This window comes from Ningiella ruwaisensis (assembly GCF_004798935.1).
Lineage (GTDB): Bacteria > Pseudomonadota > Gammaproteobacteria > Enterobacterales > Alteromonadaceae > Glaciecola > Glaciecola ruwaisensis.
This window is the reverse complement of the sequence record NZ_RAHT01000005.1, coordinates 1-23,567: the sequence shown is the minus strand read 5'-3', so window position 1 is coordinate 23,567 and position 23,567 is coordinate 1. Positions and strand designations below refer to the sequence as shown.

Genomic DNA, 23,567 nt, shown 5'->3' with positions numbered 1-23,567 from the left:
AAAAAGTAAAAATCATCGTCTATGAATGTTTAGTCGAATTATCCTTAAATAAAACGTCGTGCGGTAAAGTAAGCTTTATTGTTGCTATCTTTCCGTTACGAGAGAACAGGTCCTGACTCAAGGATTGACTTAGTCTGGCATGTTCACAATTGACGGTGTCGCCATTTAAAAGCGTCACTTTTACCGACATAGCTGAGACCTCATTGCTTAACTCATACACAATCGGCACCTGGCACCACGTAAATGCCAAGCTATTTTCGTCCAGATCTAAATCTCTCCAATCGTTATTTACGTCCAAATACTTAAAGCGCATTTTGTTTGATGTAAATTCTTGTTCCCGAAGCAAAAACGGATCGAAAATTACTGAGCCATTCTCAACAAAGCAACCTAATTCACCAAAGCGGGTGATGACTTCTTCTTTTACCTGTCCTGTCATGCCGGGCTGTTGTGCGCCAGCATGTTTTGGCGTATGGGAATAGGGATCGGTAGGGAATGCACCGTAATATACAGGTGATTTGTTAAAACCAATGCCTCTTCTTATTTTGTAATAAAAGGATTTTAAGGCCTGAGCTTCCTCAACCTTGTGAACGTGCGCAGAAACGGCAACCTCCTGAACAGCAAGCAAGAGTTTTGAAACCATGTGCCAGTAAACACAGCCTAAGCCTTCAAATCCAAACATGCCTCCACTTCGGCCAGTGAAATTGCTATGATTGAAGGTATCCTCATATAAGGCCAGGATATGAGTTAGGGTGTGCTCATCAATTTTATCCGGATAGCCTTCGCTTATTTCTGGCCATAGTTGAATAATGACACCTGCATTGATCAATTTATCGTTAAAGCGATAAATGCCCTTTATGTCCTGAGTGATAATGCGTCTGTCGCCATTTTCAAGCATGCACTTTAATAAAGGGTTAGCTTGAACCGCATCAGCTTTGCAGATATTTTTTTGCATAAAGGGGGTTTGCTGGCGATCAGGATAAAGCATAAAAGTGTCGATATCTTCACGATAAATATCGCTGTCAAAAAGTGCATTTAACACATTTAGGCTCTGCTTCGCATCTAAGGCGCCTGAACTAAGCGCAGCAACTTGACCTTCAAGCATGCTATATAGATGACTAAATTTAGCCTTGTCTTTTGAAAGACTTAAAATATTGTATGCGTGGTACATACCCTTTTCATTCAGGTTGGCGTCTATGCTATGCCTTATGAGCTTTAATGAACCATTCAGTAAGCGATAAATATCATCAATGTAAACACGTTTTTTAGTGAAATCTCCCTGATTTTGGTAAATAGCGCGCCTGTAATCACAAGCGGCTTGGCCAAGACCATCTAGAAGAGACTTGCGTTGCTGGTTAGTAATGTTGCCCTTGTTCAACCACTCAGTGCTTTTTTCAATTTGCTGCGCACTTTTAACCAGCCATATTGCCAGCTCATCGGTAAGTTCAACGCTTTGTTCCAGGTCACTGTGTTTCAATTCATTGATAATTGCCATAAAAAAGCGCAGGTATCGATGCATGTAATTGAGGGTAACCATGGAAAGACCTTGCCCCACTAATGCGTTATTGGCGTCATTCCATTCGGGCCGCTGAGTATTTAGCCAAATACCCCCTTCCAAAACCAGATTACTGAGTTTGGTTAAAAGAGGGACGAGCAGTTTTTCAAGCAAGTTTACCTGATAAACATTCCCGTCGCTGCTTAATATCATTTTGCCGTCTGCGCCCAATTTCAGCACATGTCTTTCGATATTGTGCGCTGCGGCCGTATCATAAATGACGGTGGCTTTCGGATCCTGACAAATTTCTTCGTAAGTCTTGATTCGATACGGTACGTTGGCGTAACTAAAAATCGGTTCATACAACATTGATTTAAGCGATTCGGGAAAGAACTTGTTCGATACCTCAAGCAGTTTCAGTAAGTAAATGATTTGATGATCGCCCCAATATCCAATATAGCTCCATGGATCTTCTGGTTCTTCAACTTCCCAGTCTATGCCTTGTTTAGTGATGCGGTAAGGGTTGTAGCCATCCATGGTGGATGCATTCACAAATTTTGCGACCATAGAAGGCGCAAAAGCAGGAAAACTCAGCGCAAGCGCCTCCCAGTTTTGAAAGATATCTCGCCAGTTTCCTTGATAAGACAACAGTGGTTTGCCTTCGTCGTCTTTTAACACAATTGCAAATTGATTCCAGGGTCTTGAAGGATCGCCGTGACGCCGGCCAAAGGTGATGGGTAAATATTCGGTCGCCAGACGTTTTAGCTGCGAGTCGCCTATCTCGTCACAAAAATCGTTTAACTGCGCCAAACTGATTGTGGATGATAGTGCTTTAAGTTTATCGCTTATTCTTGCAAATAATGATTTATTGAAATGTTTGAGTGTAACAATAAGATCATCTCGCTGAATATTGTACTGATCTGCAAAAATTCCGCCGCGCATTACATTAAAAAGGGTATTGGCATAATGATGCACTGATACTGTTTTTTCTTCAGTGCATTGAAATCCGTCAGCCGCTGCAATAATGCGCGCCAACTTGTCAGCGCCTTTTTTGATAGAGCGCTCAATAGCATATGGATTAATGTTTTGTTCACTTGAGCCTAAAGCACTTAAGCCTAGAGAGAGTGCAGCAATATCATTTTGTGATTGCTCCAAATCAGCAACGATTAACCAACTGGTATCTGCTTTGGACTTTAGTACTTGCTGCTTGTTAACAAAGTAACATGCGCGTACCCCTCGTGTTTGCGTTTGGGTATCACTTGCTTGATTGCGTTTGAATGCACTAAATGCGTTCGGGCATAAGTTTATGTGAAGTTTTTGGTTAGGCTTATTGCGAAGATTTGCAGTGTCAGACTCGCTTGTCTCATCATTGTTACTGAGATCGAGAGAAAATACCGAGCTTGCACGCAATGATTCAGCAGGCTCCGCGCGATCGCTTATGGCAGAGTAGAGACTAAAAGTAGCCAAACCTGTTTCAGCGTCGAGTTCATTCCATTTATACGCATCCACAAGGTTACTGGACATGGTTTGGGTAAATCTCGGCGTGCCAGCAGGTAAAATATTTTGAAGTCCATCAAGTACATCAATCTCTCTATCCATTTCACCGATATTTTCCAGTTTAGCATGGCGACAAATACCAAACTCGTCCGAAAACGACCATGAATATTCAAATCGCAAGGCTAAATCATGATTGATTTCCTCAAAAACCAGGATGTTTCCCAAGCTGTGTTTGTAAATATTTCGAGTAGTTTGAAAGATCCCATCTTGCTGATAATTTAAAGGCTCCCAAATGATGGCATGCTCACCATCTATCACCTTGACGCAGGTTCTTGGTCCTGTGCTAAGCGCAGTATCGTACAATTTGTCTACACAGTCATAAGGAAACAAAGCGGTTTCAGGCGACACACGACCAGCGGTTAAACCGCCTTGAGAACCGGCAAATAACCAGTGGTCTTGGTCTGACACAACGCTGATGAAAAACGCGGGCATTTTATCCACGTTGCGAATGAGGTAATAATCCTCTCCACCTCGCTTTACAAATTCACCGGAAGGACGAGCGTTGTTGTGCGCTGTATGCTGATTGCTTACTTTGTTTGCTGTCCTTTCCATACTATTACCCTTAAATTTAAGCGATCGATTTGAATTCCGAAGACAGAAAATAGGTGTCTGCGTTGCGAAAACAAGACAAACGAGACAAACAGGGTCAATACTGCGACAAGTGGTCATCTTATTTCAATTTTCAAAATGTCATGGTCTAGTCATACACCTTAAATTGTAGACCTAATCCATTTCACCTTGACTCTATCCCCGTTTATCGCATTTAGCTCTTTACGCTATTAACAAATAAATTACACCGCTCTAAGATGCAAGTTAACAAAATATTTACTTTTGTTCTCAGCTCGAATTGCAAGCAGTGTAAAAAGTTCACTGATGCAGCGTAGTCATTTTGGAGAAGGCACACATGAAAAATAACAACGTGAATACATTTACGCGCACATGTCTGGCATCTGTATTCGCTCTCGCGTTAGTAGCGTGTGGTGGTGGAAGTAGTGTCGAGACTAGCACTAATCTTGACGCAGTAAACCCCACGCAACCAGTAAGTGATTGGGAACTGGTGTGGAGCGACGAATTTGAAGGCGATGCGATAGATACCAACAATTGGACTCATGAAATCAATTGTATCGGTGGTGGAAACAACGAAAAACAATGTTATACCGACTCAAGCGATAATTCGTTTGTGTCTGATGGCGCTTTAAACATCGTGGCCTTACCAGCAGCCGAGGGCGCAGCACAACCCTATACTTCAGCAAGATTAAACACTCGCTATAAAGCTGATTTCAAATATGGGCGCATTGAAATGCGTGCTCAACTGCCCTCAGGACAAGGTTCCTGGCCAGCATTTTGGATGCTACCCACGGACTACGTGTACGGCGGGTGGCCGCGCTCTGGTGAAATCGACATTATGGAAGCAGTAAATCTAAAAGCGACTGACCCAAGGGATGGTTTAGACCAGCGTAGTATCTATGGCACGCTTCATTACGGTCAGGCCTTTCCTAACAATGACCAGTCTGGCGTGGAGTTTAAATTCCCTGAAGGGACAAATCCGGCAGATGATTTTCATACTTATGCCATCGAGTGGGAAGAGGGTGAAATAAGATGGTACGTAGATGACTTTTTGTATGCGACTCAGCGACGCACTGAATTAACGGAGCCTGCGCCGGAAACAGGCAACCAGTTTATTACGCATAGGGGCTGGTATACAGAATATATTGATCGAAATACAGGGCAACTCGAGATTTTCTGGACGGATGCTCCGTTTGATCAGGATTTTCATTTAATCCTCAACCTTGCGGTAGGTGGAAACTGGCCGGAAAACGTTAATGAGCTCGGTATTGATGCTGATGCATTTCAAAACGGTCAGTCTTTTGTAATTGATTATGTGCGTGTTTACGAGTGTGCCGCAGATCCGATTACGGGTAAAGGATGTGCGACTATTCGCTCAGGTTACGATCAACTAATTGAGGGTGATGCAACCATCAATGGATTCGAATCAAATGCCTTTGCACTTCGCGAGGGTGAGGCACCAAATCCTCCACTTACTGGCGCTGGTGGTGAAAGCATTGAAATCTTTTCAGACGCATTGGGAGATAGCTGGCAAATTAATGCATGCTGCGACGGTAACTCAAGTGCAGAAGTCATCACTGAAGACGACGGCAATGTATATGTGCAATTTACGACAACGGGGGATGCTGCGGTAACAGGCTTTGACTCCCGTTTGCCGTCAGGCGGCGCTAGCTTTGATATTTCAAGCTTGGCAGGATCGGGCTTTTTAAAATTTGATGTGCGAGTTATTCAGCAACCAAGTTCTGGTGCGGGATGGCTAGTTAAAGTGGAACAAAACGGAGAATGCTGCTCAAATTTTGCAGAAATTCCTCTTGCTGATTTACCAGAAGGTGCGCCTGTTGTTGGCGAATGGATTTCATATTCCATTCCTGTGGCGGATTTAATTTCCGCTGGGCTTTCTCCCACTCAAGTGGACGCATTTTTTGTCTTTCCCGGATTTACTACAGGAAATGGAGCAATCGTTCAGCTTGATAATGTTCGGTTTGAAGGCGCGGCAGATGTTGACCCTATTGCCGTATTCGATGGTGAAGCCGTTGCACCTTGGGCTTTGAACATTTTTGATGCACCTAATGCGACGTTTGAGATCGTTGAAGACGAAGGTGAAAACGTTGCTCAATTTTCAATTGTTGCGCCTAACGCAGTGGTAGGCTTTGAAACTCGCAGCGCCAGTGAACAGGTTGATATTACAAACTTTATTGGTGTTGGCGCTTTGGAATTCGATCTCAAAGTTGTTCAGCAGCCAACATCTGGTCAACCATGGCTTCTCAAAGTGGAGCAAAACGGTGAATGTTGTTCAGGGTTTGCCGAATTTCAGCTCGCAAACCTGCCTGAGGGTGCGCCCGTAGTGGGAGAATGGAAACGCTACTCAATACCTGTATCAAATTTGGTAAGCGCCGGCCTGACCAACACACCTCAAGTAGACGCTATATTCGTTTTCCCTGGCTTTACAACGGGCGAAGGCGCTGTTGTACAAATGAAAAATGTCGGATTTGTCACAGGTAACGCTGGTGGTGGTGACGATGGTGGCGACAATGGTGGCGACGACGGCGGAGACGGTGGCGGCGGTGATGATGGCGGCGACACGCCAAGCGCACCTGTCTATGCAATTGGTCAGGAAATTATTAGCAATGGTACTTTTGATACTGATGCTGAAGGTTGGACTGGCGGAATGATGATGGCTGATGGCGAACGCAACGTGCTTTTCAATGAAGTTAGTGCCGCTGGTGACCCATGGTCGGTTAATTCATCGCAGATTTTAGCGCTTGAGCCAGCAACTAACTACATTCTAAGTTTTACGGCCAGAGCATCACAAGCGCGTGACATCATTGCTGGTATTGGTTTAAATGCAGCACCTTTTTCAGCCGATGTCGAAACGGTTGCACTGACCACTGAATACCAGACATTTACTCTGAACCTTAGCACACTTGATGAAAATGGGGATGCCTTTAGCGACCCTGAAGCTCGCGTGTTGTTTGACTTGGGAGCACAAGTGGGAGATGTGTTTTTAGATGACATCAGTTTGGTAAAAGCGCCACAGTTGGTAGTTAATAATGGCTTTGATTTTGGCGAAAAACACTGGATTGGTGCGATTGGCGAAGAAAACATTGTCAACCAGGAGGACAACAATGTGTACTTTGTTGATGTCACATCAGCAGGAGATGCCTTTGCTGTCAACTTAAGTCAGGTCATGACCCTCGAACCCTCCCGCACTTATACGGTGAGCTTCAGAGCGCGATCGAATGTTGACAGAACAATGCTTGCAGGGCTTGGTTTGAATGCAGCGCCATGGCATGCCAATTCTGAAGAAGTCTCGCTTTCTAGCGAATGGCAAGCCTACACCCTTACGATTGAAACTATTTCCGATGGTGAGTCTATCCCCTTCGGTGATGAAAATAGTCGTGTGTTATTCGACATGGGTGCTCAAGTGGGGGAAGTTTACATTGATGATGTGAGTGTCGAGCTTATTCCTGCCGATGCACCAGAGCTTGTCATAAACGGGAGCTTTGAAAATGTCGATTCCTGGACGGGCGCGATTGGCCCAGACAACATCATCGATGACGATGGTAACTCAGTTTACTTTGTTGATGTGACCAGCGCTGGCGATCCCTGGGCGGTTAATTTAAGTCAAGTGATGACCTTAAGCCCAAGCACCTCTTATACGGTAAGTTTCAGAGCGAAGGCGACGGTCGCTCGTTCCATGCTGGCAGGACTGGGGTTAAATGCAGCGCCGTTTTATGCCGCTACCGAAACCGTTGAGCTAACCACAGATTGGCAAACATTCAATTACACCATTACCACCATTTCGACAGGGGAAAGTATTCCTTTTGGCGATGAAAACAGTCGCATCCTATTTGACATGGGAGCTGAAGTGGGTGGCGTTTACATTGATGATGTGAGTGTTAAACAACAGCAATAAGGGCCTTAGGGCGAACGGTTTTACGCTTTCGCCCTAAACATACAATAGCCAATAAATAAGTAGACTTAATATGAAAAATACGAATTTTAAGAAAACCTACCTCGCAACAAGCATGTCTATATTGTTGGGCTCTGCTCTGGCCTTGCCTACGTTTGCTCAACAACAAAGCGAAGAAAATGACGGTGCTGAAAATGTGGAAGTAATAGCGGTATCGGGAATTAAAGGAAGTTTGCTTCGTTCTGCCGATTTGAAGCGCACATCTGATGGTGTGGTAGACGCCATTTCTGCCGAAGAAATGGGGAAATTTCCAGACACAAACCTGGCCGAATCACTGGGTCGTATTACCGGTGTATCTATTTCCAGAGCAAACGGTGAAGGAAGCCAGATAACCGTGCGAGGTTTTGGGCCGGGTTTTAACCTTGTCACTTTAAATGGAAGACAAATGGCGGGAACTGGTTTTACGCGCTCTTTTAACTTTGAAAATTTGTCTTCAGAAGGGGTCAGCGCACTTGAGGTATACAAAACCGCCCGTGCTGATAAGCCTACAGGCGGAATAGGTGCCACGGTAAACATCGTGACAAACCGACCTCTGTCTAATCCAGGTCAGCGTTTTTCAGTGATGGCCAAAGGCATTCACGATACATCCAATGAGGTTAATGACGATGTCACGCCTGAAATAGCGGGTATTTATAGCAACACCTTTGCAGATGAGCGCTTTGGAGTGTCTGCGAGCTTTTCATACCAGCGCAGGGATTTTCAAAGCCAATCTGCACGTGTTCAAGGTTGGAAAGCACAAACAAGCGCAACATATCTTGACGATGACGGCGTTGAAAGACCCATTATCAATGCCGCACCACTTCCTGCGGGACTCGCCAATAGCGTTGATGGAAGAACCCTTGACGCTGAGGGAAATGCTGTTCCTCTATACAGAGTGGTGAATCCCCAAACAGGTGAAATTGTTCAGACTGCTGCACACTTTCTGCCTCAAGACCTTAACTATGGCATTCAAAATGTTCAACGAGAGAGAACAAATGCGCAGTTGACCTTGCAATATGCGGCTACAGAAGATTTAACCTTTACGCTGGATCATACCTTATCACGAGCGGTTCAAGGAAATGAAGGATTGGGTTGGGGGATCTGGAATGGTTCTTTTGGTGGAAATGCCAATGCATACGAGCTTGACGAAAACGGTACAGCGTTATTTTATAATTCAGCAGGTAATGACCAATCATTTACCACTAACCGGGTTACCAACGAAGTCGACTCTTACGCAACGGGTTTAAACGCTCAATACTTTTTTTCTGACACACTGAGTTTTGAGTTTGATGTACACACCTCGACCAGTAAAACGGACAATACGCTAGACGATGGTCTTGGACATGATGGCCTGATGATTTTAGGCACCAACGCATTTAGAGATAAATCATACGATTTTCGAAATGGGGAAGTGCCCAGTTTTGTCGTTAATTGGCTTGAAGGCGACGAAGTAAGTCCTGCCAATATTGGCGCAAATTTAGGTATTTTCAGCGCATCACCGGGTGAATCAGAAGTCAATTCTGCCCGATTCTCTGGAGAATGGATGCTTGATACCAATTTTGGTTTGAAAGATCTCAAATTTGGTGTGGAGTATACCGAACAAACGCTTACCGGCAGTAGCGCTGTGTCTCAACCTGCAGGCTACAATTTTAACACGGCGGTGTTTCCAGATAGCATGTTTGAACGAGTAAGCTTAGACGGGTTTCTGGATGAGTTTGATTTTGGTCCTGATGGCATCTCGCCAAATTACACCTACACCTACGATTTTGCAGAGGCGGTAGCGCGTTCTATTGCATTTTTTGATGAAACTAATCCCATTGGTAACACTTTTGACATTGATAATTACATAAATCAAGGTAACTCAGAAGTAAACGAAGAAACCATAGCTGCATATTTATCAAGCTCCTGGGAATTTGAGATTAAAGACTATTATCTTGATCTCAATTTTGGTCTTCGATATGAACAAACGGATGTGACCAGCCCCGGCGAAACGCAGGTAATTGAGCGTGTAGTATGGAACGGAGGCTCTGAGTGGCGCACCATTTTTGCTGGCGACGTACTCACCGTTGATTTTGAGGGCGATTACAATCTCTTGTTGCCAATGCTTGATTTAAGAATGGATGTTACAGATGAATTAGTCGCACGATTCTCTACAGGTCAAACCATCACAAGGCCAGAGCTTGGTCAGCTACTTGGTGGTTTAACCCGCACCGGCTTCCCCGCGATTGGCGCAAGAACCGGGGCGAGGGGCAACCCTGGATTACTGCCGTTTAAATCAACTAATTTAGACCTCTCTTTAGAATATTACTATGACGAAGCAAGTTATGCTTCTGTTGGCTTATTCTGGAAAGATGTTGACGACTGGATTGATACCACACAAGTTATCCAGCAGTACGAGGGGGTGCATGATATTTTCAGAGGCGAACGCTGGAACGCAGCAGAGGCGGCAATTCAGGCGCGTGGAGAGCAGGCAACAGATGATGCAATATATGCAGAAATTATTGCTGCCGGTGTGGGTGTCGACGGTACAACGGTGTTACCCGACCCATCGAGTGATCCCCTTATAGACTGGACCATTACGTCTCCTGAAAACGTAGGTACGCGTAAAACTAATGGTGTTGAGTTAGCCGTTCAGCATCTATTTGGAGAGACTGGATTTGGTGTTGGTGTAAACGCCACCTTGGTGGATGGTGATGTCGATTATGATCGATATTTGCTTGCCGCTCAGGCCGTTTTGCCTGGACTAAGTGATTCCGCTAACTTTCAGATTTTTTACGAAGACGACGCCTTGTCGGTGAAACTTACTGCAAACTGGCGTGATGAATATTTAGTTGGTCAAGGACAGGCGCAAGGAAGCAGCGACGTACCTCCTCAATTTGCGGAAGAATTCACGCAGGTCGATTTAAGCGTTAACTACAACCTCACAGAAAATATCACTGTATTTTTTGAAGGGGTGAATCTCACCAATGAAACTGAACGTGTCAATGGACGCTTCACTGAGCAGTTTTTAAGTGCAGCGCAATTTGGACCTCGCTACGCAATTGGTATTCGCTACGCGATGAACTAAGGTTGCTGAGCTTGGCAACACCTTGGTAACGCGTTTAATGGTAGATAATAAAACCGGCTGCAAAGCCGGTTTTGATACTCAAGGAACACATCAGTAATGTCAGAACCGTCCAATAGGTCCGTCAGTCATGGAGGCTCTCGTAGTCAACTAACAGCGCAACAAACAGTATTTTATGGAACGGGCACCTTAGTGCTTAATCTGCTGCCAGCCGCCTTAGGTATTTTTGCCTTTTTTTTGGTGACGGCCTTTGGAATGGACCCGGTTTTAGCCGGGTTGCTTACGGGCTTACCGCGTTTATTTGACGCACTCACAGACCCTATTATGGGTTTTATCACTGATAATACTCGCTCACAGTGGGGAAGACGACGACCTTATATCGTAATTGGCGCTATTCTGAGCGGTGTTTTGTTTGCGCTTTTGTGGCAATTGGACGCAGAAAACTCACAACGCTTTAATTTTTGGTATTTCTTGTTACTTTCTCTTGCATTTACTATTGGAAATACCATGTTTGCAACACCCTTTGTTGGCTTGGGTTATGAAATTACGTCTGATTACAATGCGCGCACGCGTCTTATGGCGGTGTCGCAATTTATGGGGCAAATTGCATGGATGATCGTACCCTGGTTTTGGGTATTAATTGCCAATCCTGAGGTTTTTCCAACGCAAGAAGAAGGCGTAAGAGAACTTTCCTTATACGTTGCTGGTATATGCATTGTATTGGGCATCGTCCCAGGATTGTTTTGTAAGGGGATTGATGGCGATAAAATCGAGAATCAGGCAGAGATATCATTTCGAACCATAGCCGAAAATGTAAAAGGTGTGTTTCGTTCCATAAGCGAAACATTTTCCAATTCTCGCTTTGTTAAATTATGTGCCGCCACATTTTTGGTATTTAATGGTTTTCAATTGGTCTCGCAGTTTGCCTATTTCATAATTGTGTTTCACATGTTTGACGGCGACTACGGCTCAACAGGCACTTGGCCCGCCTGGTTTGGAACCGTCAGTGCACTGATGACCGCTTTTTTAGTCATTCCAATTGTGACCTGGCTTGCAAAAAAGGTAGGTAAACGCAAAGCATTTATTATTTCAACTCTCATTTCAATGCTTGGCTACGCGCTTAAATGGTATGGATTTAACCCCGAACATCCATGGATGATCTTCTTACCCATCCCATTAATGTCATTTGGAATAGGAGGGCTATTCACGCTTATGCTAAGTATGACTGCTGACGTATGCGATTTGGACGAATTAAAAAACGGCATGCCGCGAAAAGAAGGAACTTTTGCTGCTATTTACTGGTTAATGGTCAAAATAGGTCAGGCGCTTGCCATGTTTTTAGGCGGGCTGGTGCTTTCTTTTGTAGGATTTGACCCAAGCCTTGCGACCCAAAGTGTTGAAACCATGACCAAATTACGCATTGCAGATATTATTATCCCAATCCTCACAGCGGGTTTAGCCGTCGTTGTGATGTGGAAATATGACCTTGACGAAGATAAGGCAGATGAAATTAAACAAGCGCTCATTCAGCTAAGAGGGGACATCTGATAAATTGCGTTTGCTTAGAAAATAACCTAAGGTTAGTGCTATAGTCATTTTGCTACTTACATCCCAATAGCGGCATTCAACATGTTTATTGAGCTCTTACGGGCATTGGTGTTTTCTGCGCTGCCTGTTTTATTATTTAGTTATTTAATTATTTCTCTAGCGATCCGCTCAGGAAAGCTTACACAAAACGTAGATGCTAAAGCGTTCGATAATGCACTTAAAAATCTCTCAAGTACCCATAAAAAATCAAAGATAAAAACTCCGTTCTACAAAACGAGCGCTCAAGATATGCTCTTAAATAAGTGGTTATTTTTTGGCAGCGGCTTTTATGGCGTTATGGCTTTTGGGACCTACGTTTGCATTGAGACACTGGAAATATTTAATTTTATAGCCGGCTTACTAAGCTTAAGTTTAAGTCAGTTTTTCAGCAACTTAAGCATTAATATGCTGGTCGACTTTATTGTAAATGCTATTTTAAATCTGGTGGATGCCTTTGTTTGGTTTAACTACTGGATGCAACAAATTGATATGCAAAATGGTTGGTTTTGGCTAGTTGCGGCTTACCTTGGGTTTTTAGGTGGCAGCAAATTGGCACGAAGGTATTCGTTTAAGAAGCTAGCCTTTTAAAATGAAGCAGGAGCTGAACTGCCCATAATTGAAAAGCACCGAAACTTGTTCGGCGCCTTTTTTATAACTATCTTTAGTTAATCCTGTGATGCGCTAATTAATCAATATCTGATGAAACAAACTCCTGCTCTGTATGCAGATGTTCGGGGCTTTGATCCTTAGTGAGCGGCTTCATGCCGCGGTGATAATGTCGCCTTCCATGTTCTTCACGTCGCCCTTTGCTGAAAGCTGAAACGCGCTTTAAATATCCAATCACACGGGTTGCGTGATCAATATTATCTGAGCCACATTTCATGCAACATAGATGAGATTGTTTATCAATATGCTCGCATTCATTGCAAATCGTTATCTTTACATTGATGCAAAAATAATTGCATCCTGTGGCGGCCGCTGTATCGAGCAGATTCAGTGCGTTGGTCCGGCTTAAATGTTCCTCTAAATTTAAGTGTAAAGCACTGCCGCCGTCCAAATAGCGCGTTGTTTCTTGACCGTGTAATATGAACTTATCAATGTGATTAACACGACTGTCTTCAACTGCATAAAAATAGGAGTTATAGCAATCTCGCGTGACCCAAAGACCATCCTGCCTATCCCATTTTGCATTTTTTACGCCTAAATTTTCAGCCGGAACAAATTCAGTGTTAAACATCACGCCATATTGTTGTGCCGCTGCTTTATTCGCGTAATAAATGGCTTTTAATTGTTCACTTACAAACGCTTTATAGTCCTTATTATTTCCTACTTTAATCCCTAAAAATTCAGCGGCTTCAACCATGCCATTGATTCCAATGGTTAAAAACTGCTTGTTCAATGAAATGAAACCAGCGCTATAGGCTGGAAGCGCCCCTGCTTCTAAATATTCTTCTATTAATGCGCGGTAGGCTAACTGATACTTGTGGATCTTTTTAACGCTGTCTTTTATGTTTTTACCTTGCTGAATCAAGCGATTTACGTTTAAGGTAATGACATTTATTGAACCCGTTGATACGCCGCCTGCACCTAAGCTATAAGAGAACGTGTTATCGGTAATTTCGTTGCGCAAACGACAGCATGAAGCGAGTGAATCAGGTGAATCCGATTGATAAACAAAAAACGAATTACCCTCGCTAATTTCATTCGCGCACTGCTGGGCAAATTGCCGGTCTTTTACTTTTCCGTTCTGCGTTAACATTGCCGCGGTGACAACAGGAAAGGTCAGTACCGCTTTTTCACGCTCTTTATTAAACCATCGCATAAAAAAGCGCTGCAGTTTTTCTACACTCTCCCATTGAGGTTGGGAATAATCCGGAAAAACAAAGCGACCAAACATCGCCTCAAAATAGTATTTATCATAAAGCGAAATGTTCCAGAAAACACTCTGGTAGCCACGGGCAGCGGCCGGTTGATTAATGGCATATATCACGTGCTGAAGATGGTTTGCGATCTCATGAGAATGCGTATTCAAATAATTCTCGCCATAATCTTTGCGAGCGAAATGGTCAAAGTACATCAAAAACTCAACGGTCGCGATAGCACCGGCAAATTGGGCACTTATCGCGAATACCAGGTTTACAAAACTACCGCAGAAAGATTCGATATGTTGTGGTGCTTTAGATTCACCTCCTAAGCGTGTCAATCCATCCAGTAAAAACGGATAGAGTGTAATAGAAGCACAATAGGGTTTTAGACTGGTTTCGTCATGTACATAAATTTCATGTTGAGTAATTTGACGTTCATATTCTTTGGCAAGTTGAGCATCAAACATCTCTTTAATTTTATTTTTTACCTGTGCGCGATTGATTTGAATAAATGCATCTTTCATTAATTCAGCTTCAAGAGTAGCGATGTTTTTATGCGTTACATTAGCATTTGCATCTAGCACTGCGCCATCGGCTGCGTTTTTAGCTGAAATGTATTGCTTAATAAAAGCTAACTTTTCATCTATTTGTGATTTTTGTAGGGTCAACATAAGAGCGCTTCCAAAATTTATAGTTAAGATTAGTTTGAGTGGGTAAGTGATAAAATCGTTGATTGGTCTCGGGATTTTCCAGGCCGCCCAATGCTTTGATGTAAGCGCCTGTTTTAAGATAGTCCAGTTGATGTTTTAGTGCACTTGGCACATCATCAAGGCCGGTGTAAAGACAGCTTTTAAGTCCGCATGCTTTTACATATGACAAGCAGGCAAGCAAACGCTTTAGTGACCATTCGCCACCAAAAAACAAGACGCAAGTAATGTATTGCTTGTACGTGCTGATGTAGTTTTGCAGCAGGTCTTCACTAAGTTCAATTCCTGCGCGTGGGTCCCATGTATCAGTGCTATGACAGCCTTTGCAGCCCAATGTACAACCGGTGATCGTAAATGCTAATGCAATTTCGTCCGGTACTTCCTGAAAAACGACCTGCGGTTCAAAACAGTTAAACATTGATTGTCTCATATACTATATATTGTGTTATTTATAATTCATAACACAATATATGGTGTGATCTGGATCAATTAATGTATTTAATTTGCAACTTATTTACTAGCTTGTTCACTAATTCGTGCATTAACTTAACCAGCACATTTTTTTCCAGTTAAATGTTTACCACTTACTAGGTATTTTTAGCTTTTACGTTTTTGTTTAATATAGTTTTATTCATATCGGAATCGGTTTTTAGTTTTTGTCCCTAGTTCCCCAAAACTCGTCAGTGTTTTATATCAATGCCGCAGCCGTTGCCGCGCAGCTTCACAAAGCTAAAAAAATTGCACAGCGTGTCATGCTTGCATCGAGCAATGCGGGCGTATTGGCCTTTCGTGCCGGACAAAGCGCAGCGGGTTTTGGTGCGCTAACGAGTTTTATTTCTGAGCTGGCGAAAAAGACCGTTAAAATGTCGGATGAAATTAACACCATCGCAATCGATATCAGTAAACTCTCTACTTACTCATTAAGTACACAATCCGCCTCTGAAAAAATGCATTGGGTGATGAAAAACGCTGAGCGGTCTTCGCACAATAGCGCTCACATCGAGAGTTTAGTTAAGCCCATGATGCAAGTTGACGCATTGCTTGAGGAACAAGAGATGGCAATTGCTGCAAAAGTTAGGCAACTGTCTGAGCAGTTAAGCGAAATGAAAAAAGAGCTCTCGTCTGCCAAAATTATCGGTACCATGTCTTTAATGGAGTCGACGCAAGCCGAGTCGCAGCATCGAGCTGCATTGGCCGACAATGCGAAAAACATTGTAGATGCCGCCACGGAAATTGAACAGCATGTAGACACGTCGCTTGCCCTGATGAAAGCCGCTCTTTTGGCGCAAAAATCAAATAACACTGGCATCTGATAGCTCACGGGTCGCTGCACCTTAAGGATAAATATGATCAGTAATAAAATTTTTGATACTCATTCACACCAATGGTTTTTATTTGGTCGAGACAACAGTAAACCTGAAAGAATCATCGATACTAATCAATACCTCATCAAAACACGCTCAAACGCGCTTTTAATGGATCCCGGCGGAATCGAATTATTTGCACCCATGTTGGCAAGTCTTGTAAAAGAGCTACCGCTTGAACAAATCACGCATATTTTTGCTTCGCATCAAGATCCCGATATTATTTCGTCTTTAGGTTTATGGGACAAAACGGTGCCTGACGCGACCCTATATTCTCCTAAAATTTGGGAAGGTTTCTTACGGCATTTTGGCATGGAACATATTCGCTTTAAGGGCATTGCCGATCAAGGCGAGTCTATTGTGATTGACGGCTTGCAGCTTGATTTTATTCCTGCGCACTACTTACATTCGTCAGGGAATTTCAATGTTTATGACGCTCAAGCGAAAATTTTGATGTCGGGAGATATTGGTGCAGCGCTTGAAAACGTAGATGCGCCAATATTTGTTGAAGATTTTGACCATCATATTCAGTTTATGGAGGGCTTTCATAAGCGCTGGATGCCATCTAATCGTGCGAAAAACGACTGGATAGCGCGCGTCAGGCAACTCGATATTGATATGATGTGCCCTCAGCACGGGCGAATATTTAAAGGTGATGACGTTAAGCGATTTTTGGATTGGTTTGAAGCACTTGAGGTCGGTAGTGCATGTCACCAAATTGCCATTTAGGATCACCCTATTTCGTACTGATAAGAAAACCCGCACAGAGGGCATTAAGTGCGGGCTTTTCATGCACTGATAGGGTTCCAATCTAGAGCGCACATCTTAAAACAGTTTAATTTATTTATTGCGAGCCACCTCCCTTAATTCACAGCAACAAAGCTCTACGCCAACAGTTTCTGGCATGGATAATTCGGTACTGGATTCTGATAAAGATACACCAAAGGGCGAGCAATTTTGACATATCTTTGCGCTACGGGTATTTGAATGCTTAATCAAACCGATGCAAAAAGCGACAAGCCAAGAAAGGGTAAATGCCAATAGCAACCAATAGCTGATGTTGATAAGGTGATGACTCATTTGCTTGACCTCAATGTTTAAATAACTCGTCTATTTGCTTATTTGTTTATTTAATTAGCGCTCAGCTCTTGGAAACAGAACATCGTTCTCAATTTGAATATGCGTTTGTAAATCTTCAATGAACGCTTGTAGCTTTGCATTTAACTCTTGCCATGTACCACAGGCATCTTCAGGTAATTTGAAATGATGGGCGAGCGTCATCAATTGCGCGATTTCGTCTTGATGATCATTGTGTTCAAGACGCATAACATGAATCGGCCCGCCTATCATTCTCGTGGGTAGGGGAGCAAACGCTTGCTGTAGCATAGGAAAAAGAATCTGTTCTTCTTTCTGCATGTGCTGTTCTAATTCAAACTGCATTTTCTGCAAATGCGTGGCCAAACCTGAGGGCACCAAATCCTCATCTGCATGAACTTGTTCAACGCGCTGTGCAAGCGGAATAAGTGCTTCTAACTGATAGCGGTGCACCTCATGATATCTCTCAAGAATATGAGAGATAAGCGATGCGGTATCTAAATTATTAAGCGCTGAAAATGCGATGTTTTTACTACCGCCGCTCGTGGAATCGCTTTTTGTCTCGGCAAGCGCACAATGCATGATTAACTCCTATTTACGATAAATGACTACTTAAAATAAGATGCATGTAATATGAATCTTTAAATTTAGTTTACGCCATATTTTAAAGATGTAAAATAAATACATTAAATAATTTACCTATTTTTAGTGGTACTTCTTTTGAGGTATTAACGCTAATCAAAACGCGCTCATGCTTTAGTTTGAAATAATCAATAAGAAATAAGGAACAATATGAAGGTCACTCGCTTTACCGATTATTCGCTCAGAATATTAATCTACTTAGCTCTCAAGCCGGATGAGCTGGTGACTATTCAAGAAATTGCAGACAGTTATCACATCTCTAAAAACCATTTAATGAAGGTCGTTCAGGAATTAAGTAATCGCCAGTATGTCACTGCCATCCGCGGAAAAAACGGCGGATTGAAACTTCACAAATCAGCAGATGATATTAATATCGGAAATCTAATTAGAGAAATGGAGCGGCATACAGTTTTAGTGGAGTGCTTTGGCAAAGATAACCAGTGTGTTATTACTCCCTCTTGCCAATTAAAGCGCATGCTAGCTGAGGCAGTAGAGGAATTTTATAAATGCCTTGAGAAGTATTCTCTGAAAGATTTGGTTGGCGTTAAGCAAAAATCGCCGCTTATCAAGCAATTGGGTATATCACTCGCTTAGCGAATGATGAGAATAAACAAAAAGTCTATTGGTATAAATTCTTTTATATTTATACAAACAAAAATCTGTACTATATTTTGATATCTCAATAAACGCGTTACTTTTCGAATGCGCCAGGATTACGGCAAACCACCTGCGCAGGTTATCGTATCGAGGATCGAATGGATTTTCTTATCGACTTTTTGTCGCGCTTGGTGTCTCAGTTTCAGTCGCCTACTCTTGGCTTTTTAATTGGTGGAATGTTAATTGCTGCGTGCGGCAGTCGACTTACTATTCCCGATGCCATTTACAAATTCATTGTTTTTATGTTGCTGATGAAAATTGGCATAAATGGCGGTATGGAAATTCGTGATGCGAACTTGGTTGAAATGCTTCTACCCGCCTTATTTTCCATGCTTACAGGCATTGTAATTGTCTTGCTGGGTATTTTTGTGTTTTCCTTAATTCCCAGCGTCAAACGGGAAGATGGTTATGCCACAGCAGGCTTGTTTGGTGCAGTTAGTGCATCTACATTTGCTGCCGCGATGGTCGCATTAGATGAGGAATCCATAAGCTTTGAGGCATGGGTGCCCGCTTTATATCCCTTTATGGATATTCCAGCGCTGGTGCTTGCGATTGTGCTGGCCAGCATTTACATGAAAAAACAAAACCAAGACGAACAAAATGACATCGATGTTTGGGCGATAGTTAAAGATAGCTTACAAGGCTCGGCACTGTCTGCCCTCTTGCTAGGGCTTGCTTTAGGTTTGTTGACCATTCCCGACAGAGTCTTTGAGAGTTTTTATGAGCCACTTTTCAGAGGCTTTTTATCGGTACTGATGCTAATAATGGGAATGGAAGCCTATGCGCGAATCAACGAGCTTAGACGTGTTGCACACTGGTATGCGGTGTATGCATTTGTTGGCCCAATCGTTCACGGGCTTATTGCGTTTGGATTAGGATATATCGCGCACATTCTCGTTGATTTTAGTCCAGGCGGTGTAGTCTTGCTTGCGGTGATGGCTGCCTCCAGTTCGGACATCTCTGGGCCACCAACCTTGCGCAGCGGGATACCATCGGCAAATCCCTCTGCTTATATTGGGGCATCTACCAGCGTGGGTACACCTGTCGCGATTGCGATTTGCATACCTTTGTTTATTGTCTTAGCGCAAGCCGTTTTTTAAAAAAGAGAGCAGACATGACACTTCATATTGCAGAAAAAGTGGTAATTGTTACTGAAAAAATCATCGCAAAAGGTGTTTGTAAAATTATTGATGAATGCGGTGCGACTGGCTACACCATTATCCCGGCTGGTGGAAAAGGCAGTCGCAATATTCGTTCCACCACCGATAGAGCGTCCGTGGTGGATGATTTCAGCAATATACAGATTGAAATCATTGTTAAAAATACCGAAATGGCAGAAGCGATCATGGATAAAGTGCGCGCACGCTACTTTAAAAATTACTCTGGCATTACATATTTGGAAGATATAAAAATACTGCGGCCTGAGAAGTTTTAAGTCTGTTTCATCTGAAATGATTTAAGCGACGAAATTAGATGAACACTAGATATTTGCTTTGAGAACTACTAAAGGATTAAACAGATGCACGCCCTTACATCGACACAAAAGATATCGACTCAAAAAACTTACCTTTATTTGCCACGCATCGCGTTCGGGCTTTTAATTTTTACGGGAATTGTAGGCGCCGCATCAGCAAGCGATGAAAGCCTGTGTCAGTCTGGCGCACCAAACTTGCTTAACAATGGAAGCTTTGAGCAAAGTACAAATGCTGATTATCAAAACGCTTTTGATATGATTTCAGCATTAGGACGAACAAATTCGGGGGTCAAATTTTTAGACGCGCATCCCCAAGATGACTTTCCTGGATGGTTTAGTACCGGTGGAATTGCCTTGCAACAAGGCGGTTTTTCTGAGGGAGGAACCATTGAAGTAGGGCAGTCGGGTTTTTTGGGCGTTGATGCTTATCACGGACAAGTATTTGTCGAGATGGACGGCAATCACCATAAGCAAAAAATAGAATCATTACAAAAGCACACTTTTGATTGGGAGCTCGCTCACAGTGGCCGCGAGGGCGTCGATACCCTTGTTGTTGCAATAGAATATGACGGCGAGAAGATTGAACTGGCGCAGCTGTCTTCCGATGAAAAAGCATGGAAGGTTCATCGCGGTGACTTCTCAGTGCCAGAAGACACTAAGGCATTTACTTTTGTGATTACGCCGATTGAAGCGTCAAATGGCGATATTGATTCATCTAATTTGCTGGATGATGTGAAAGTGTGCTACCAGGTCAATTCGGGGAAATAATTTAGGGAAATAAAGGGTGCTTGATGTGTCCTTGGTATAAAACTACCCATAAATAAGTAATTTTCTACCAACTAAATAGCATATCAATTTTTGCTAAAGTCCTTAGGATCATAGAAATCACTTTTCATTTGGAAAAATTATGATCTCTATGTTCTCAGACTTACTTGAAATGGCGAATGAACAGCCTGATCCGCAGCGTCTTCTTTTTTTATTTGCCAGCGCTAAAGCCACAAATAAAAGTAAAAAGCGAGACGATAAGCGCGGCGAAATTTCGCCTGTTATGGTGGTTGATAAACTGCCCGAAGAACTTAGCAATTTTGATGCATTAGTTAAAGAAGCCGACAGTATCAATAAAGATTGGGATTTTGTGTTTATTGCCAGTTTGGCAGGTGACCAAAAAAGGCCGCCTAGTTCGGACGATGCTCAACCGTATCTTGATAAAATGACCGACGATGTCATGCGTGGCAATAACATTATGCGTTACGTGGTATTTGATCGGAAGCAAAATCCCATTGAAATGGTGGCCGGCTAAACCGACACAGTTCACTCTAGCAAGCGCTAAAGTATTCGCTTAGCGCACCACCAGTAGGCGCTCTTATGTTTGTTGAATGCAGTGTTGCAGGGCTTAACATTCAAAAAGTTGTGAAATCGCTATTATCTATTTTAATCACACCTAAAAATTAGCCTCAATGTGTGAAAGCATCGACAACGATACCGTTTTTGCTAATCGCCCGATATTTGAATGTATCGTCGTTAGGATCTACGGTAATTATCTGAATTGTCGCAATATCGGTAAAAGAGTGCGCTGCATATGCATGCTTTGCCTGAGGGTAAAACTTTGAGCCCGCAGTTGCAATAACATAAACTGTGCCTTTGTCGTTGTCGAGAGCTTGAGGAATACTTCGCAGATAAGCATGATCGTGGCCCTGCATCACAAGCTCAACACCAAAATGTTCCCAAAGCGGGCGCCACTTTTCAGACACAAGCGAATAATAGCGGCCAGGTCTGCTGGTAAATGCGCCATGGTGTGCGATCGAGAATATTTGGCTAACATGCTCGCGCTTCTCCAACAAAGTGTTTTCTAACCATTGGGTCTGACCATCATCACTGTTAGAGTCTAGTGAAACAAACAGACTATCTGCCCATTTGAACCAATATGCTCTCTCTGCCTGTTGTTGCTGAGGGCCGTTCTCAGGTAGACGCATTACATCAGCGTACAAATCAAAACGCTTATTGGGTAAGATTTCGTGATTGCCTACTGCCGGTGCCATGGGGATAGAGCCGCCATATTTCTGCCACACGTTTAAAAACGCATCCCAATCATCGCTATGATTTCCCATGCTAACTAAATCTCCGGCAAAAATGGCGAAAGCAGGCTTGGGAAGTGTCGCTTGGCTGCTGAGTAATAAATCTTCAAAATCATCAAAGCCTTCTTGTACGTCGCCAAAATACCAAAATGTAAAAGCGCCACTCTCAGGTGCGGTGGTAAATGAATTTTCATATTCCCAGTTTCCTTGGGAAACACGTATTTGATACTGATATTGCGTATTAGGCTTTAAGTCAGTTACTTTAACGCTATGGCGAAAGACACTTTTATCATTTACTGTATATAGAGAGTCTATCTGCTTGGAATTTGCTTTGAAGTAGCGATAAGCTTCAGAATTCACTTCTTTTATGCGAAGTTCAGTGTTTGGGCTAGATAAAGATGTTCGCCATTGAATATACATCTCAGTTGAAGGGCTTTCTGTTACCGTTAAAAAGACCTGATCGGGTGATGATTTTGCCGGATATTCCGTGACATTAAAGTAATCGTAGAGTGACACGAGTTTACGCCGTTGCGATTGTAATTGAATTAGTGTGGCGTTATTTAAGGTCTCAGGAATGTTATCTAACTTTACAGATCGGTCTAACCACGGTTGAGCGCCAAGAATAAATGGAGTAGCCCGAACATCGTAGCCCTCAACAGGCACAATTTGAGTAGTACTGGTGTCATCGTCGGCCACAAACACCACGATATAATGTTCTCTGTAGGTTCGCAAGGCATGTACGCCTAAACTAATGCGTCCGGCTGAAACATCTTGTTTATACGCAGTAAATGTTTTTTGATATGCTTCTAAAGTTAATTCAGTTCGCTCAAATGATGGTTCGAATAACCAGAAAGGCTCTCGCTCATCAAGCAATCGATTATCGTGAAAAATATAAAGCGTACCGTCTTGAGACACCTCAAATTGTAAGTATTCATTTGCAAGCCTGCGTTTTTCTTCATCATTAAGCATCTTTTCGATACTTTGAGCGGGTAACTTACGAAATTCTTGGGCATTAAAAGACGCGCGCATTCGCTCTCTTATATCTTTAGATAACTCTATTATTCTTACATCCACGTCATTCGCATCTTGACTTAGCGCGAAGGAGAGCGGGAAGAGCAATAATATTAAAATATATCGATACATCTTACTAAGCCTCTTAGTTAGATTTGCTTTTACAGTTAAACATCGTCAACTTGGTTGCTATCTCCATTTACGCTTAAGCATACTAATTTATTGGAATATAAGGAGCAATTACATTACTGTTTATTATCATATTAATAAAGAGTGATAATGCGCTTTATCATATTTTACGCCTGCTAAATATAGGATTCTTAAGTGGTTGAATTTAACAATATTAAGCAAATATGCGTTTTATGCAATCAACAAGCATGTAAAAATATATTAAATACACATAAATGGAAATATTTATATTATAAAAATAGACTGAATCACGAAAAGTTTTTTTTACT

At 42.7% G+C, this 23,567-nt stretch carries 17 protein-coding genes and 1 pseudogene; 12 read left to right on the top strand and 6 right to left on the bottom strand.

From position 1 onward, the window contains the following. Positions 1–19 precede the first annotated feature (19 nt). A complete protein-coding gene (locus tag D6V41_RS11120; protein WP_136251602.1) occupies positions 20–3,601 on the bottom strand; it encodes a hypothetical protein in 3,582 nt (1,193 codons plus the stop codon). A 352-nt stretch (positions 3,602–3,953) separates the two neighbouring features. On the opposite strand from D6V41_RS11120, the pseudogene D6V41_RS18530 reads away from it, so the two are divergent. The 5 genes and pseudogenes from D6V41_RS18530 to D6V41_RS11100 all read left to right on the top strand — a co-directional run. Beyond that, positions 3,954–5,216, top strand: a pseudogene (locus D6V41_RS18530) (glycoside hydrolase family 16 protein); the annotation flags it as partial. 873 nt (positions 5,217–6,089) lie between these two features. After that, positions 6,090–7,532: a carbohydrate binding domain-containing protein gene (locus D6V41_RS18525; protein WP_421907806.1), complete on the top strand. Its 1,443-nt coding sequence runs from the start codon at positions 6,090–6,092 to the stop codon at positions 7,530–7,532. Between the two features lie 70 nt (positions 7,533–7,602). Beyond that, positions 7,603–10,635 (top strand): TonB-dependent receptor, encoded by a 3,033-nt coding sequence (locus tag D6V41_RS11110; RefSeq protein WP_136251600.1) that lies wholly within the window; start codon positions 7,603–7,605, stop codon positions 10,633–10,635. 96 nt (positions 10,636–10,731) lie between these two features. Continuing rightward, complete coding sequence (locus tag D6V41_RS11105) at positions 10,732–12,180, top strand: MFS transporter (protein ID WP_136251599.1); 1,449 nt, start codon at positions 10,732–10,734, stop codon at positions 12,178–12,180. 81 nt (positions 12,181–12,261) lie between these two features. Beyond that, on the top strand, positions 12,262–12,807 hold the full coding sequence (locus D6V41_RS11100; RefSeq protein ID WP_136251598.1) for a hypothetical protein: 546 nt from the start codon (positions 12,262–12,264) through the stop codon (positions 12,805–12,807). 97 nt (positions 12,808–12,904) lie between these two features. Here the strand turns inward: D6V41_RS11100 and nrdD are convergent, their stop codons facing one another. Together nrdD and nrdG are read right to left on the bottom strand one after the other, a co-directional pair. Beyond that, complete coding sequence (gene nrdD, locus D6V41_RS11095) at positions 12,905–14,755, bottom strand: anaerobic ribonucleoside-triphosphate reductase (protein ID WP_136251597.1); 1,851 nt, start codon at positions 14,753–14,755, stop codon at positions 12,905–12,907. Further along, the gene (gene nrdG, locus D6V41_RS11090) at positions 14,724–15,209 is read right to left on the bottom strand and encodes an anaerobic ribonucleoside-triphosphate reductase activating protein (RefSeq protein ID WP_206663259.1); all 486 of its coding nucleotides are present in this window, start codon (positions 15,207–15,209) and stop codon (positions 14,724–14,726) included. Before nrdG ends, nrdD begins: the two co-directional genes overlap by 32 nt. A 265-nt stretch (positions 15,210–15,474) precedes the next feature. Between nrdG and D6V41_RS11085 the strand changes: the two genes are divergently transcribed. Continuing rightward, positions 15,475–16,104, top strand: a complete 630-nt coding sequence (locus D6V41_RS11085; RefSeq protein ID WP_168711015.1) for a hypothetical protein — start codon at positions 15,475–15,477, stop codon at positions 16,102–16,104. A 33-nt stretch (positions 16,105–16,137) separates the two neighbouring features. Then, positions 16,138–16,884, top strand: a complete 747-nt coding sequence (locus tag D6V41_RS11080; RefSeq protein WP_136251594.1) for an oxygen-binding di-iron domain-containing protein — start codon at positions 16,138–16,140, stop codon at positions 16,882–16,884. A gap of 111 nt (positions 16,885–16,995) precedes the next feature. Here D6V41_RS11080 and D6V41_RS11075 read toward each other — a convergent pair whose 3' ends face one another. Together D6V41_RS11075 and D6V41_RS11070 are read right to left on the bottom strand one after the other, a co-directional pair. Beyond that, entirely contained in the window at positions 16,996–17,235 is a 240-nt protein-coding gene (locus D6V41_RS11075; RefSeq protein ID WP_136251593.1) for a hypothetical protein, read from the bottom strand. Positions 17,236–17,289: 54 nt separating this feature from the next. Next, positions 17,290–17,832: a hemerythrin domain-containing protein gene (locus D6V41_RS11070; protein ID WP_136251592.1), complete on the bottom strand. Its 543-nt coding sequence runs from the start codon at positions 17,830–17,832 to the stop codon at positions 17,290–17,292. A gap of 210 nt (positions 17,833–18,042) precedes the next feature. Here D6V41_RS11070 and D6V41_RS11065 point away from each other — a divergent pair, with 210 nt between their 5' ends. The 5 genes from D6V41_RS11065 to D6V41_RS11045 all read left to right on the top strand — a co-directional run bounded on the left by D6V41_RS11065 (position 18,043) and on the right by D6V41_RS11045 (position 21,323). Further along, positions 18,043–18,486, top strand: coding sequence for an Rrf2 family transcriptional regulator (locus tag D6V41_RS11065; protein WP_136251591.1), 444 nt, complete (start codon positions 18,043–18,045; stop codon positions 18,484–18,486). Between the two features lie 161 nt (positions 18,487–18,647). Beyond that, on the top strand, positions 18,648–19,649 hold the full coding sequence (locus D6V41_RS11060) for a sodium-dependent bicarbonate transport family permease (protein WP_136251590.1): 1,002 nt from the start codon (positions 18,648–18,650) through the stop codon (positions 19,647–19,649). Between the two features lie 14 nt (positions 19,650–19,663). Next, on the top strand, positions 19,664–19,984 hold the full coding sequence (locus tag D6V41_RS11055) for a P-II family nitrogen regulator (protein WP_136251589.1): 321 nt from the start codon (positions 19,664–19,666) through the stop codon (positions 19,982–19,984). An 84-nt stretch (positions 19,985–20,068) separates the two neighbouring features. Beyond that, positions 20,069–20,791 carry a hypothetical protein gene (locus D6V41_RS11050; RefSeq protein WP_136251588.1) on the top strand — a complete coding sequence of 241 codons (723 nt, stop codon included), beginning with the start codon at positions 20,069–20,071 and terminating at the stop codon, positions 20,789–20,791. Between the two features lie 139 nt (positions 20,792–20,930). Continuing rightward, complete coding sequence (locus D6V41_RS11045) at positions 20,931–21,323, top strand: ribonucleotide reductase subunit alpha (RefSeq protein ID WP_136251587.1); 393 nt, start codon at positions 20,931–20,933, stop codon at positions 21,321–21,323. Positions 21,324–21,477: 154 nt separating this feature from the next. Here the strand turns inward: D6V41_RS11045 and D6V41_RS11040 are convergent, their stop codons facing one another. Beyond that, positions 21,478–23,241, bottom strand: a complete 1,764-nt coding sequence (locus D6V41_RS11040; protein ID WP_136251586.1) for a purple acid phosphatase family protein — start codon at positions 23,239–23,241, stop codon at positions 21,478–21,480. Positions 23,242–23,567 lie beyond the last annotated feature (326 nt).